The 14,389-nt window shown below is 64.7% G+C and carries 11 protein-coding genes; 9 read left to right on the top strand and 2 right to left on the bottom strand.

Annotation, left to right across the window (positions count from 1 at the left end; all coding sequences use genetic code 11):
• The first annotated feature begins 174 nt into the window (after positions 1-174).
• The 6 genes from ACLD02_RS09045 to ACLD02_RS09020 all read left to right on the top strand — a co-directional run bounded on the left by ACLD02_RS09045 (position 175) and on the right by ACLD02_RS09020 (position 6,018).
• Positions 175-1,521 carry a TRZ/ATZ family hydrolase gene (locus ACLD02_RS09045; RefSeq protein WP_410298519.1) on the top strand — a complete coding sequence of 449 codons (1,347 nt, stop codon included), beginning with the start codon at positions 175-177 and terminating at the stop codon, positions 1,519-1,521.
• The gene (gene ubiG / locus ACLD02_RS09040; protein WP_410298518.1) at positions 1,518-2,222 is read left to right on the top strand and encodes a bifunctional 2-polyprenyl-6-hydroxyphenol methylase/3-demethylubiquinol 3-O-methyltransferase UbiG; all 705 of its coding nucleotides are present in this window, start codon (positions 1,518-1,520) and stop codon (positions 2,220-2,222) included. The genes ACLD02_RS09045 and ubiG overlap by 4 nt, the downstream gene beginning before the upstream one ends.
• The gene (locus ACLD02_RS09035; protein WP_203100969.1) at positions 2,215-2,883 is read left to right on the top strand and encodes an HAD-IA family hydrolase; all 669 of its coding nucleotides are present in this window, start codon (positions 2,215-2,217) and stop codon (positions 2,881-2,883) included. Before ubiG ends, ACLD02_RS09035 begins: the two co-directional genes overlap by 8 nt.
• 3 nt (positions 2,884-2,886) lie before the next feature.
• Positions 2,887-3,660, top strand: a complete 774-nt coding sequence (locus tag ACLD02_RS09030; RefSeq protein WP_203100967.1) for a YciK family oxidoreductase — start codon at positions 2,887-2,889, stop codon at positions 3,658-3,660.
• Positions 3,661-3,874: 214 nt separating this feature from the next.
• The gene (locus ACLD02_RS09025) at positions 3,875-4,987 is read left to right on the top strand and encodes a putative solute-binding protein (RefSeq protein ID WP_238400812.1); all 1,113 of its coding nucleotides are present in this window, start codon (positions 3,875-3,877) and stop codon (positions 4,985-4,987) included.
• Positions 4,984-6,018 carry a putative solute-binding protein gene (locus tag ACLD02_RS09020; RefSeq protein WP_410298517.1) on the top strand — a complete coding sequence of 345 codons (1,035 nt, stop codon included), beginning with the start codon at positions 4,984-4,986 and terminating at the stop codon, positions 6,016-6,018. The genes ACLD02_RS09025 and ACLD02_RS09020 overlap by 4 nt, the downstream gene beginning before the upstream one ends.
• Before the next feature lie 84 nt (positions 6,019-6,102).
• On the opposite strand, the gene ACLD02_RS09015 is transcribed toward ACLD02_RS09020, so the two are convergent.
• On the bottom strand, positions 6,103-7,470 hold the full coding sequence (locus tag ACLD02_RS09015) for an ABC1 kinase family protein (RefSeq protein ID WP_410298516.1): 1,368 nt from the start codon (positions 7,468-7,470) through the stop codon (positions 6,103-6,105).
• A gap of 295 nt (positions 7,471-7,765) precedes the next feature.
• Here ACLD02_RS09015 and ACLD02_RS09010 point away from each other — a divergent pair, with 295 nt between their 5' ends.
• The 3 genes from ACLD02_RS09010 (at position 7,766) to ACLD02_RS09000 (ending at position 12,300) form a co-directional block, all read left to right on the top strand.
• On the top strand, positions 7,766-8,731 hold the full coding sequence (locus tag ACLD02_RS09010; RefSeq protein ID WP_238400811.1) for a hypothetical protein: 966 nt from the start codon (positions 7,766-7,768) through the stop codon (positions 8,729-8,731).
• A gap of 85 nt (positions 8,732-8,816) precedes the next feature.
• On the top strand, positions 8,817-9,821 hold the full coding sequence (locus ACLD02_RS09005; RefSeq protein WP_203100957.1) for a putative solute-binding protein: 1,005 nt from the start codon (positions 8,817-8,819) through the stop codon (positions 9,819-9,821).
• Positions 9,822-9,972: 151 nt separating this feature from the next.
• Positions 9,973-12,300, top strand: coding sequence for a TRAP transporter large permease subunit (locus ACLD02_RS09000; RefSeq protein WP_410298515.1), 2,328 nt, complete (start codon positions 9,973-9,975; stop codon positions 12,298-12,300).
• A 119-nt stretch (positions 12,301-12,419) separates the two neighbouring features.
• Here the strand turns inward: ACLD02_RS09000 and ACLD02_RS08995 are convergent, their stop codons facing one another.
• The gene (locus tag ACLD02_RS08995; protein ID WP_410298514.1) at positions 12,420-14,249 is read right to left on the bottom strand and encodes a long-chain-acyl-CoA synthetase; all 1,830 of its coding nucleotides are present in this window, start codon (positions 14,247-14,249) and stop codon (positions 12,420-12,422) included.
• Positions 14,250-14,389 lie beyond the last annotated feature (140 nt).

The following is a 14,389-nucleotide window of genomic DNA, read 5'->3' as shown; positions in this document are numbered from 1 at the left end:
CCGGGCGATACGGACGACCACGACGCCTCCCCCCGCGCGGGGACCGCTTCCAGTACACCGCGGGAGCGGCTTCAGCCGCGATGGCCACACCCGCGCGATCGCGGCTGAAGCCGCTCCTACAACTCGTATCGCCACGCGGCTATACTCGCGGCCTGACCGAACAGGGAGCCTTTCATGACCGACAACCGCGCGGATCTGATCGTCCAGGCGCGCTGGGTGGCGCCGGTGGCGCCGGACAGCGGCGCCCTCGCCGACCACGCCCTGGTGGTGCGCGAAGGCGCCATCGTCGACCTGCTGCCCAGCGCCCTGGCGGCGCGGAAATGGGTCGCCGACGACACCGTGACCCTCGACCGCCACCTGCTGATTCCCGGGCTCGTCAACGCCCATACCCACGCCGCCATGAACCTGTTCCGCGGCCTGGCCGACGACCTGCCCCTGATGACCTGGCTGGAGCGGCACATCTGGCCCGCCGAGGGGCGCTGGATCGGCGAGCCGTTCGTCCGCGACGGCACCCGCCTGGCGGCGGCGGAGATGATCCGCTCCGGCACCACCTGCTTCGGCGACATGTATTTCTTCCCGGAAACCGCCGCCCGGGTGGTCATGGAAGCGGGCCTGCGCGCCGCCCTGTTCGCGCCGATCCTGGATTTCCCCACGCCCATGGGCGAAGGCCCGGAGGACTATCTGCGCCTGACCACCCAGGCCGCCGACGCCTGGCGCCACGAGCCGCGCATCACCATCGGTTTTGGCCCCCACGCCCCCTATACCGTGTCCGACGGCCCGCTGCGCCAGGTGCTGACCCTGGCCGAGGAGCTGGACGCGCCGGTGATGATGCACGTGCACGAAACCGCCGGCGAGATTCACTCCGCCGTCGAGGCCAACGGCGAGCGCCCCCTGGCCCGGCTCAAGCAGCTCGGCCTGCTCAGCCCGAGGCTGATGGCGGTGCACATGACCCAGCTGCTCGACGAGGAGATCCAATGGGTGGCGGACACCGGTACCCAGGTGGTGCACTGCCCGGAATCCAACCTCAAACTGGCCAGCGGCTTCTGCCCGGTGCAGCGGCTGCTGGACGCCGGCATCAACGTCGCCCTGGGCACCGACGGCGCCGCCAGCAACAATGACCTGGACATGATCGGCGAAACCCGCACCGCCGCCCTGCTCGCCAAGGGCGTCAGCCAGCGCGCCGACGCGGTGTCCGCCAGCCAGGCGCTGCGCATGGCTACCCTCAATGGCGCCCGCGCCCTGGGGCTGGAAAACCGCGTCGGTTCACTGGAAATTGGCAAGCAGGCGGATATGGTCGCCGTGGACCTGGGCGCGCTGGAGACCCAGCCGGTCTACGACCCGGTGGCGCAACTGGTGTACGCCGCCAGCCGTGACCAGGTGACACACAGCTGGGTGGCCGGCCGCTGCCTGATGGAAGAACGCCGCCTGACCACCCTGAACACCGCCCTGATCGCCAAGACCGCCGGCGAATGGCGCGACAAGATCGCCCGGGCCGACCACTCACCGGAGAACGAGCAATGAGCCAAGCCAACGTCGACAGCGCCGAGATCGCCAAATTCAACGCCCTGGCGGAGCGCTGGTGGGACCCGGATTCCGAGTTTCGCCCGCTGCACGACATCAACCCCCTGCGGCTGAACTACATCGACGAACGCCTCGACCTGCCCGGCAAAAAAGTGATCGACATCGGCTGCGGCGGCGGCCTGCTCTCCGAGGGCATGGCCCGGCGCGGCGCCGAGGTCACCGGCATCGACCTGGGCGAGGCGCCCCTGGCCGTGGCCCGGTTGCACGCCGAGCAAAGCGGCGTGGAAGTGGAGTACCGTCAGGTGCCCGCCGAGGACATCGCCGCCGAGCGCGCCGGCCAGTATGACGCCGTCACCTGCCTGGAAATGCTCGAGCACGTGCCCGACCCGTCCTCGGTGATCCGCGCCTGCGCCACCCTGGTGAAACCCGGCGGCCAGGTGTTCTTCAGCACCATCAACCGCAATCCCAAGGCGTTCCTGTTCGCCATCGTCGGCGCCGAATACGTGCTGCGCCTGCTGCCCCGGGGTACCCACGAATACGCCAAGCTGATCCGCCCGTCGGAGCTGGCCGGCTGGGCCCGCGACGCGGGCCTGGAGGTGCGCGACACCACCGGCATGACCTACAACCCGCTGACCCAGGTCTACAAACTCAACCGGGATGTCTCCGTGAACTATCTGATGCACGCGGTGCGCCGTGCTTGAGGCGGTTTTCTTCGATCTCGATGGCACCCTGGTGGACACCGCTCCGGATTTTTACGTGGTGCTCAACCAGGTGCTGGAGGCCCACGGTCATCCGCCGGTGAGCTACCAGGCGGTGCGCGCCACCGTCTCCAACGGCGCCCGCGCGCTCACCGAGCTGGGCTTCGGCCTGGCCCCCGGCGACGAAGGCTTCGACCAGCGCCTCAACGATCTGCTGGAAGCCTATGGCCGGCGCCTGGACGTGGATACCCGGCTGTTCGAGGGCATGCCGGAATCCCTGGCCTGGCTGGAAAGCAACGGCCTGCCCTGGGGCGTGGTCACCAACAAACCGGAGCGTTTCACCCGCCCGGTGCTGGCCGGGCTCGGGCTGCTGGAGCGGGCCGTGGCGGTGATCTGCCCGGATCAGGTGGCGGAACGCAAACCGCACCCGGAAGGCCTGCTGATGGCGGCGGCCGCCGCCAGCGCCAACCCGGTGCACTGTCTGTACGTGGGCGACCACCTGCGTGACATCCAGGCCGGCCTCAATGCGAAAATGGTCACCGCCACCGCCGCCTTCGGCTACGTGGACGCCGACGACAACCCGCGCGCCTGGCCGGCGGACCATTATCTGGAACGGGGCGAGGACCTGCCCGCCCTGCTGCGCAGCCTCAACCAGGACTCTTAAGACATGGACATCAAGGCAATCAACGATCGCGCCGTGAACTACCAATGCGCGGCGGACACCTTCAAGGACCGCATCATCCTGGTCACCGGCGCCGGCGCCGGCATCGGCCGCGCGGTGGCGCTGGCCCTGGCCGCCCACGGCGCCACCGTGATCCTGTTGGGCCGCACCCAGGCCAAGCTGGAAGCGGTCTACGACGAGATCAAGGCCGCCGGTGGCCCGGAGCCGGCCCTGGCGCCGGTCAATCTGGAAGTGGCCCGCCCGGAGGACTACCGGGAACTGGCCGGCCTGTTCGAGAAGGAATTCGGGCGCCTGGACGGCGTGCTGCACAATGCCTCGGTGCTCGGCGACATCACCCCGCTGGACCGCTATGGCGCCGACACCTGGGAATCGGTGATGCGTGTCAACGTCAACGCCGCCTTCCACCTCACCCAGGCGTTGCTGCCGCTGCTGCGCAACAGCGACGACGGCCGCATCCTGTTCACCTCGTCCAGCGTGGGCCGGCGCGGCCGGGCCTTCTGGGGCGCCTATGCCGCCTCCAAGGCGGCCACCGAGAATCTGGCGCAAACCCTGGCCGACGAGCTCGAGAACATCAGCCCGATCCGTACCAACACCCTCAACCCGGGCGCCACCCGCACCGACATGCGCGCCCTCGCCTACCCCGGCGAGGACCCGGCCACTCTCAAGACCCCGGCGGACATCGTGGCGCCCTACCTGTTCCTGCTCGGCCCGGACAGCCGCGACATCAACGGCGTGTCCCTGGACGCCCAACCGAAATAACCACCACCCGGTCCCATCGGGGCGCTCCAAGGTAGCGTCCCCTTGGCCCCGGCGCCACCCGCCACCGTCAAGCCGGCATCTTCACGCTCAGCGCCCCGTGTTTAACTCGCTTAAAACCCCTCTAAAAACAAAAGCAGGGATTATTATGCGTCGTTTTACCCTGATTTTAATTGCACTGATTCTGTCATCGTTTTGCGCGGTCGGCGCGCAGCAAATGCAACTCAACAACGAACAACGTCAGGCGATGCAGAAACTGCTCCCCGGCGTCACCATCGACGACCGCGTGGTGCAGGGCCTGGCCGATATTTATTATTCCCGCGACATGCCGGTGCGGGTGCGCCTGAAGGCGATCAGCAAGCTGGTGGGCATCGACCAGATGCCGCCGGGCACCGCCCTGAGTCGCAAGATCTGCATCTGGGACATCGCCGGTCGGGCCGGCCCGGTGTTCCAGGCCGCCATGGACCAGCGCGCCATGGCCCAGGAATACGGCATCAACCTGGAAATGGTGCCGTTCACCAACGAAACCGTGATGGTCGAGGAGCTCAAGGCCGGGCGCTGCGACGCGGCGCTGATGAGCGGCTTCCGCGCGCGCCTGTTCAACAAGTACACCGGCACCATCGATTCCATCGGCGGCGTGCCGGACAACCAGCACATGCGCACCCTGCTCAAGGTGCTTGCCCATCCCAGCCAGGCGGACAAGATGGTGCAGGGCGAATACGTGATCATGGGCATGTTCTCCGGTGGCGGTGTGCACATCTTCGTCAACGACAAACAAATCAGTTCCCTGGCCAAGGCCGCCGGCAAGAAAGTAGCGGTACTCGACTACGACCAGACCCAGGCGGAAATGGTGGCCGGCATCGGCGCCACCCCGGTGCCGTCGGACATCGTCAGCGCCCCCAACAAATTCAACAACGGCGTGGTCGACATTCTCGCCGCGCCGCTGGTGGCCTATGAGCTGCTGGAACTGTACAAAGGCATGGAGCCGGACGGTGGCATCGTCGATTACCCGATCGCGCAACTGAGCATGCAGTTGGTGGGCCGGCTGGATAAATTCCCCAACGAGATCGCGCAACTGGTGCGCGAAGCCTCCTTCGAGGCCTACGACCGGGTTCGTGACCGGGTCAAAATCGAGGAAGACCGGGTACCGAAACGCTGGTGGATTCACATCCCCGATAACGAGAAACGGGTGTATGAAAGCATGATGCAGGACGCCCGCAACGTGCTGCGCCAGGAAGATTACTACAGCGGCGACATGCTCGATCTGCAGCGTCGCATCCGCTGCAAGTTCGACTCGTCCCGGGGCGAATGCGCCGGGGGCGGCTCATGAAGCGCCCGCTGTTCGCCGCCCTGCTGATTCTGGCCGGCGCCCTGGCGGCACCCGCCGGCGCCGACGACCGCCCGCTGCGCGAACGCCTCGCCGACCGCCGCGAGGTCAGCATCTGCATCTGGGACCTGGTGGGACGCAACGGCCCCATCTTCAGCGCCGCCCGGGACCAGACCACCCGCTTTCTGAAGTATGGCATCAAGGTGAACCTGGAGCCCTACACCGATGAGCGGGTCATGGTGGAAACCCTCAAGGCGGGGCGCTGCGACGCCGCCCTGATGACCGGCATGCGCGCGCGCCTGTTCAACCAGTACACCGGCACCATCGATTCCATCGGCGGCCTGCCCACCGAGGAACACCTTCGCATGCTGCTCAAGGTGCTGGCCGACCCGCGCTCGGCGCCGCGCATGACCCAGGGCAACTACGTGGTGCTGGGCGTGGCGCCGGCCGGCGGCGCCTATATCTTCGTTAACGACAAACGCATCAATACCCTGGGCAAGGCCGCCGGCAAGAAAGTGGCGGTGCTCGACTACGACCCGGTGCAGGCGGAAATGGTGGGCGACCTGGGCGCCGCCCCGGTGCCCACCGACATCGTCCACGCGCCGGGGTTGTTCAACAACGGCGTGGTGGACGTCCTGGCCGCGCCCCTGGCCGCCTACCAGCTGATGGAGCTGTACAAGGGCATGAAGCCGGACGGCGGCATCATCAACTACCCGCTGGCGCAGATCACCCTTCAGTTGGTGGGGCACAAGGACCGCATCACCCCGGAGCTGGCACAGATCACCCGGGAGCTGTTCTTCGAAAGCTACGACGACTTTCTCGGTCGCGTGCGCCGGGAAACCAGGGTGGTGCCGGAGCACTGGTTCGTGGAGATTCCCGAGGACGACAAACGGGAGTACGAGGTGATGATGCGCGAGGCGCGGCAGGAACTGGAGCGGCGCGGCTATTACAGCGCCGACATGCTGGAATTGCAGAAGCGCATTCGCTGCAAGCTCGACAACACCCGGGCGGAGTGCTCCGACATCAAGCGGTGAAATCGGTGGCCGTTGATCGCGACTGAAGTCGCTCCTACAGCGGCCTGTCGTAGGAGCGACTTCAGTCGCGACGCGCACCAACGCTCAATGCAACGGCTCGTCGCCACCGGGCAACTGATCCAGGGCGCCGAACATATCCACCCTCTGATCGTTGAACATGTCCAGCTCCGGCGCCAGCGCCTGCACATAACGGTCGAAGTACAAGAACTGCTTGAGCAGCAAGGCGAATTCCCGGGGAAACCGGATACCGTGCCCCTCACCGATGCGCACCAGCTCGGTGAGCAGCTGGTTCACCTCGCGGTCGTTGCGGTCCGCCTGCACCAGAGCGCTGGCGTCCACCTCGGTGAGCCGCTCCTGAAGGGCGCCGATGTCCCGGGCCAGGGCCGATACGTCCACTTCCTCGCGGGTCATGCCGACCATGGCCATGGCCCGCGCCATGGCGTTCACGTCACCATTGCCGATGGCATCGAACAACTCCATCATCCCCGACCAGGTCTCCCGGCGGATGCGCCCCACCATGCCGAAGTCGATGAACCCGACACGCCCGTCCTCCAGCAGCATCAGGTTGCCGGCGTGCAGGTCGGCGTGGAAGAAATCGCACAGCATCAGGCTGGAGAACCAGGTGTTCAGGGCCGTGACCAGGGTACCGGCGGGGTCGTCGGTATAGGCGCGCAGCACCTCCAGGTCAGTGAGCGGCACGCCGTGGAAGCGTTCCATGGTGAGCACCCGGGCGGTGGTATGGGAGCTGATCGGCCGCGGCGCCACCACGGCGGTATTGCCGCTTTCCGCCAGGAAACGATTGAACGCCTCCAGATTGCGGGCCTCCTGCAGGAAATCGCATTCCTCGATCATGCCCGCCTGCAGTTCCTCGACCACCCCGGACAATGCCGATCGGGACAATCCCGGCGCCAGGGACTCGATCACCCGGGCCGAAACATAGAGAAAATTGAAATCGGTGAGCAGCACATTGCGCACCCCGGGACGCTGCACCTTGATCACCACCTCGGCGCCGTTGTGCAGCCGGGCGGCGTGCACCTGGGCGATGGAGGCACTGGCCAGGGGTTGCGGATCCACCCATTCAAAGGCCTCCGCCAGGGGTTTGCCCAATTCGCTCTCCACCATCTCGCGGATATAGTGAAATGGCATGGGCGGCGTGCGATCCAGGCACTTCTGGAACTCCTGGACATACTCCTCGGGGAACAGAGACGGCGAGCTGGCGATGAACTGGCCCAGCTTGATGTAGGTGGCGCCCAGGGATTCAAAGGTGTGGCGCAGGCGCCGGGGCAAGGCGTCCCGGTCGCCAAGCAGCCAGCCGGCGCCCTGCCGGCCCACCACGCTCAGGGTTTCGATAATACGCAGCGCGCCCCGGGCGGTATTGCGCACCAGCGCCAGGCCTTCCCGTTCCCGGGACAGGTCCGCGCGCCCCGCCTCGGGGCCGGGTTCCTTGGTCATCACTATTTCCGAACTCCGCGACAAGTTCCTTGAAGGCATTGGCTGTTTTGACATCAGAGCCGCGACCCAGGGTCATTATCACCAGCGGGCCTCAAACTCATGATCTCAAGGCTAGCATCATGTTTGTAATGACTTACAGGCATTTATGTAAGTGGCGCTTGTGCCAACTCAGAGCCGTTCTGTATGTTGCTCTGAACCGGTGCTCGCGCCGAGAGAACAATAAAAAGGAGCTCAAGGAATGCGTTCTCTAGTCGATAAACTTGTTCGTTCCTCACGTCTTATCCTGGCGGGGGGGATGATCACCGTGCTTTCCGGCTGTGCCATGATCTGGAAAAGCACCGGTGATATCCTGGTCACCTTCGGTGAGGCCGAAATGGCGCCTCACCTTCTCGCCTACGACGATATCCGCATGGGTTGCATCACCGGCGAGGCGCAGACCCCGCTTCTGATGTCCTTCGAGGAAGTGGGCTCCTGGCCGGAAAAACTGGGGGTAATGACCTTCACCACCGCCGCTGTCTGCGTCGAGCAGATGGCCCTGGAAGAAGAACTTCGTTACCAGCGTGAAGTACGCGCCGGCAACGTTTCCTCCGCCCAGGACGCGCGCATCGCCCAGAAACGCCTGTCCGCCGTCGCCGCCAAGCGTCTCTACAAATCCTTCCGCATCATGGACGAGAAGTACGGCCCCCTCGAGGAAGGCCAGTGCCCGCGTCTGCGCAAGGACTTCGACGAACTGGTGTGGCTGGTCGGCAACGTGGCCGGCGTGCAGGCCCTGGTGGCCGACGGCGTCGCCGACGGTACCGTGGGCGTGCCGCGTGACATCGTCGCCAAGGTCGAGCGCCGCATGAAGTGCCTGGACAACGAAAAATGGTGGGGCGCCCCCATGGCCGTGCGCGCCACCATCTGGTCGATCCTGCCGCAGCTGGCTCCGGAAGGCGCCCAGCCCTGGCAGACCCTCAAACAGTCCGAGAAGCTGGGCTTCGAACAGGGCGTTCGCCTGAGCAGCGCGCTGTACGCCATGAGCGCCTACAGCAAAGGCGACAATCAGCGTCTGCGCGAGGCGATCCGCAACTTCGCCGCCAACGACCAGAACCTGAATCCGGACTACGCCATGATCGACACCATCGCCGGCCTCCTGGTGACCGGCCTGTCCGACCGGCTGTGGACCGAGAACACCGGCAAGCGCACTCCGCTGAGCGGCCTGGGTACCTTCTGGGACGACCAGCCGGACGAACCGGAAATGGACATCAACGACCTGCTGTAAGCTCCAATGCCTTTAGGAGCGGGACGCTTTCCCGAGCCCGTCCCGCTCCCATTCCACAAGAAGTATCTGCAAGGAGAGAACCGTGATGCGCGTTTTCAAGACTTTTGCCCTGGCCGCGGTGGCCTCGCTGGGCCTGGGCGCGGTTTCCGCCCAGGCGGCGGAGCAACGCAGCCTTTGCGTATTCGATATCATTGGCGCCAACGGTGACGTGTACAACGTCATGAAGGACCTCAAGACCCAGGCCGCCGGTTGGGGCGTGGACCTCAAGCTCAAACCCTACACCGACGAGAAGATCGCCGCCGAGGATCTCAAGGCCGGTCAGTGCGACGCCGCCGTGCTCACCGGCCTGCGCGTACGTCAGTTCAACAGCTTCGCCGGCAGCATGGAGGCGATCGGCGCGATCCCCACCTACGAGGAACTGAAGACCGTGATGCGGGTGCTGGCCAGCGACGCCCCCTCCATCACCGACAAAATGAAGTCCGGTTCCTACATCATGGGCGGCATGATCCCCATGGGCGCGGCCTATCTGTTCGTCAAGGACAAGTCCATCGACACCGTCGGCGAACTGTCCGGCAAATCCATCTCGGTGATGGAATACGACCCGGCCCAGGCCGAAATGGCTTCCAAAGTGGGCATGTCGCCGGTGCTGTCCGACATCACCAACTTCGCGGGCCGCTTCAACAACAACTCCGTGGACATCTGCTTCGCGCCGGTGGTGGCCTACTCCGCCCTGGAGCTCTACAAGGGCATGCAGCCCGACGGCGGCATCATCCGCTACACCCTGGGCCAGCTCACCACCCAGATCGTGCTGCGCCAGGACCGCTTCAGCGAGGAGTTCGCCCTCAACTCCCGCAAGTTCATGCTTGGCCAGTTCGACCGCGCCATGAACGTGATCCGCAACGCGGAGAACGAGGTCGACAAGAAGTGGTGGATCGACATCCCGGAACAGGACCGGCTCCGCTACGACGAAATGCTGCGTGAGGCGCGGCTGGAAATGACCCAGGACGGTATCTACAGCAAGGAACTGGTTGGCCTGCTCAAGAAGGTGCGTTGCAAGTACGAACCTTCCCGGGCCGAGTGCACTCTGTGATCGCCTCCGATCACCGACCCGCGGGGCCCCTCCGGGCCCCGCTTTTCTTTCCCCTTACTCCGTACCGCGGATAGCGCTGCCGCGAACGGACCAACCGGCGCCCAGGCGCCACGATTCCGCCACTGGCGGCAAGAATCAAACCGGGTGAACAATGGATAAACCGACTTTTACCGTGGCCAGGAGATCGGTGGGTGAATGGCTCTCCTCCCTGCCTACCCTTTTTATTCTCCTGATCGTCATTTTTCTTTCTTCCGGCCAGATCATCCACTCCCAGTTGCTGAAAATTGGTGAAGCGACCTGGGACGAATATTTCCTGCTGCGCGGCGCGGGCATGGTGCCCGAGCCCACCTGTAACCCGGACCCGGACATCGACCAGCGGGTACGCGAGATCGCCGAGCAGCGTCGCGCCGAAGCCAAGGACGACCCGCTGGCCGACATTCTCGGCGGTTCGGAAGTGGATGAAGGCGCCATCCGCAACTCCCTGGAGGCGTCCCGCGCCAACTGCCAGGGTAAGTGGGAGCGCTACCAGACGGTGCAGGAGAAGGTCACCCCCGGGGTGATCATGTTCCGCAACGTGGAAGGCACCGTGGCCCGGGTGGTGTCCACCCTGGGTGATTACAAGCGGTTGCTGCTGTGTCTGCTGGTGATCATCTGCGCGGCCACCGCCACGCTGGCCCGGCATCACATCTCCCTGCGACCGTCACGTACCCGCAAGGACCACTACATCTCCACCATCGCGCAGTTGTGCGCCAATGGCCTGTTGCTGATGTCCGCCGCCGTGTACCGGGCCAAGGACGTGGAAGCCATGGACGCCGGCGTCACGGTGGGCAATTTCTACCTGCACGGTTTCTGGGTGGCGGGCTTCGCCCTGCTTACCGCCGCCTCGCTGCTGCAGCTTTTCCGCCCGCCCAAGGATCTCGAGGACGGCGGCTCCTGGCCCAAGGCGTTCCTCACCATTCCGCTGTACACCTTCATGTGCCTGAGCGCGTCGGTGCAGTTCATGATGCAGGGTTACTACCATGGCATCAGCGTCTATCTGAACATGATGATGGAGCTGTCCACCCTGTTCCTGAACCTGGCGCTCTATATCTGGATCGGCATGCTGCTCAAGCAGACCAAGCTGGCGCACCTGGTGTTCGACGTGCTGCGGCCCTGGAAGATGTCGCCGGAGCTGATGTGCTTCGTGGTGCTGGCCGTGGCGGCCATTCCCACCGCCTACACCGGTGCCTCCGGGATCTTCGTGATCGCCGCCGGCGCCACCATCTATCAGGAACTGATCCGCGTCGGCGCGCGCAAGCAACTGGCGCTGGCGGCCACCGCCATGTCCGGCTCCATGGGCGTGGTGCTGCGGCCCTGCCTGCTGGTGGTGATCATCGCCGCGCTCAACAAGAGCGTGACCACCACCGAGCTGTTCGCCTCCGGCTACAAGATTTTCTTCCTGAGCCTGTTCCTGTTCTTCATCTACAGCCAGTTCGCGCGCACCTCGCCGGCGCGCATCGCGCCGTTCTCCGAGGCGCTGCCGCGCAGCCTCAAGCGGCTGGTACCGCTGATGCCCTATGGCATCATCGTGGGCTCGGTGCTGGTGCTGTTCAGCGATCTGCTGGGCCGCCACCTGGATGAGTTCTCGGCGCCCATCATCCTGCCGGTAATGCTGCTTGCCGTACTGCTTTACGAGAAATTCAGCAAGCACCTGCTGCATCTGTTCAGCCTGTTCCTGGTACCGATGCTGTTCCTGTCGTTCCAGGGCATCTGGGAGGGTTACCACGCGCTCAGCACCGGCACCACGCCAGCCGGCGTGTCTCCGGTGGAGCTGGAGGACATCCTCTGGGGTGAGTTCTGGCGCAACCTGGTACTGGGCACCTTCATGGTGGTCCACTATCTGGTCAAGACCGGCGACCAGGACCCGCATTACCAACCGGAAAAAGGCGTGTCCGAGAAGATGGAAGGCGCGTTGCGGCTGGCCACCAACGAGACCACCGGCCACATCGGCGCGCTGCTCATGCTGATGGCTCTGTCGGTGAGTACCGGTGGCATCATCGAGCGCTCCGGCTTGCTGGAAATGCTGCCCGAGACCTTCCCGTCGATCTGGATCGCGATGGGCATCCTGGTGGTGACGATGGTGATCATCGGCATGATCATGGACCCCTACGGGGCGGTGATTCTGGTCAACGCCACCATCGCACAGGTGGCGTTCGATAACGGTATCGCGCCACTGCATTTCTGGATGATCACGCTGGTGGCCTTCGAACTGGGGTATCTGACGCCACCGGTGGCGTTGAACCATCTGTTGACGCGACAGGTGGTGGGCGACGACGAGGTGGAAAGCGCCAGGATTCATACCGGCAGCTTCTTCCGCCGCTACGAGAAGTTCATCCTGCCGATCGCGGTGATGCTGACGGCGCTGCTGATTGTGTCCTTCCTGCCGCTGATCTCCGACGGCCTGCACGAGTGGCTGTTCCAGAAGATCCAGGCGGGTTGATCCCTCCCCCACCCACCGACCAAAAAAACGCGGGCTCCGGCCCGCGTTTTTTTATGGCTTATCGGGTATTAGCGGCCGAGTCCTCCATCATGGACGCGTCCCGGCGTGGGCCCGGCGTTCTAGAAGCGGTATTCACCACCATCGATGGCTTGCTGGATCTCCGGGGTGAGGGGCTGGTAACGGTGTTCGCCGGGCAGCAGCACGTAGACCGGATCGGTGACGCGCTCCAGGTCGTACTTTTCTTCCTTCAGCGTGTTCTTCTGGTGCTTGAAGGTACCGGTGGTTTCCACGCCGCCGTCGGTGACGCGCAGGAACACCGGGACCGCGTAGGGCGGCAGTTCGCGGGCCAGACAGGCGCTCAGGGCGGCCCAATCCGCTTCGCCGTGGGGGCGGTCCAGGCGTAGCTCGGCCATGCCGGCGCGGCCATTGGTGCCGGGGATCTCCACGCCGTAGACCACGGATTCCACGATCTGCTCGAAGCCGTCCAGGATCTGCTCCACCTCGGTGGTGGAGACGTTTTCGCCTTTCCAACGGAAGGTGTCGCCGAGTCGGTCGACGAACTGGGCATGGCGGTAGCCGATATCACGCATCATGTCGCCGGTGTTGAACCAGGCATCGCCTTTCTTGAACACGTTTCGGAAGATCGCCTTTTCGGTTTTTTCCGGGTCGGTGTAGCCGTCGAACGGCGTTTTGTCGGTGATTTCGCCGAGCATCAGGCCGGCCTCGCCCTTGCGCACCCGGCGCATGAAACCACGGGCGTCACGCACCGGCTGGTCCGCTTCCTTGTCGTACTGGACGATGGCGTAGCCCACCGGCGAGAAGCCCACCGTGTTGTCGAAGTTGAACACATTGGTGAACGCCACATTGCTTTCCGAGGCGGTGTAGAACTCCGCCACCCGGTCGATATCGAAGCGCTTTTTGAACGCTTTCCAGATGCTCGGGCGCAGACCGTTGCCGACGATGGTGCGCACCGGATTGTCGGCATCGTCCGGTTTCTCGGGCTGCTCGTGGAGGTAGCGGCACAGCTCACCCACGTAGCCGAAAGCGGTGCAGTCGTGGCGGCGCACGTCCCCCCAGAAGCGGCTCGCCGAAAAGCGCCGCGCCAGCACCAGCCCGCCGCGCCCGGCGATCACCGAGGCCCAGCACACCACCAGCCCGGTGGCGTGATAGAACGGCAGGGTACAGTAGAGCCGGTCGTGGGCGTCCAGGCGCACGGAGGAGAAGCCGAACCCGCCGTAGGCTTTTTCCCAACGGCCATGATTGAACACCACCGCCTTGGGCAGGCCGGTGGTACCGGAGGTATAAATATAAAAGAGCGGATCGCGCAAAAACGTCCGCTGGCTGCTGGCCGGGTTGGCGCTGGAACGGCGTTTGATCGCCTCGGCCAGGTTCACGTAGGTTTCCGGCGCCTCGCCCGGGTCCGCCAGGGTGTCCTGGTCGGCGAAATAAAGAAAGTGCTCCCGGAGGTCCAGGCGGTCGCGCACCGCCTGCACCGCGGTGAGCTGTTCACCGCCGATGATGGCCGCCTTGGGGGCGACCAGGTTGAAACTGTGCACCAGCACCTTGCCGCGCTGGGCGGTATTCAGCAGCGCCGCGCACACCCCCAGTTTGGCGCAACCGATCACCGTGGCCAGCAGCTCCGGCCGGTTCTCCAGGTTGACCGCCACGGTGTCGCCTTTTTTCAAACCGATGGAGGCCAGGTAGTCGGCGATGCGGTTGGCCCAGCCGTTCAGGGTGGCGTAGGTGAAGGCCCGTTCATCCTGGATCAAAGCGATGCCGGCCGAATGTTCCGACGCCGCCCGCTCGAACGCCACCCCCAGGCCCACCGGTCGCCGGGTGTCGGTGAGTTTACCCATGCGCGCGCCCTTGATCAGGCCGGGCAGATTACCGACCACCTCGGGCACCTTGGTGAGCAGTTTGGGCAAGGTAATGACGTCCCCATGAGGCATGGCGTTTCCCCTTCTTATTCTTTGTCGTGGATGTTGTTGACCGTGTAAACGGGCGCCGGGGGATCACTCGGTCAATCACTTCATTGCGGCACCGGGGTCGAAGCTATAGCATGAATGTTTATAGTTGTACACATTGTGAA

Origin of the sequence: Alloalcanivorax sp. C16-2, assembly GCF_046507615.1 — a bacterium.
In the GTDB taxonomy this organism is placed as follows: Bacteria; Pseudomonadota; Gammaproteobacteria; order Pseudomonadales; family Alcanivoracaceae; genus Alloalcanivorax; species Alloalcanivorax marinus_A.
The sequence above is the reverse complement of the archived record's forward strand: the minus strand, read 5'-3'. Positions and strand labels throughout refer to the sequence as shown.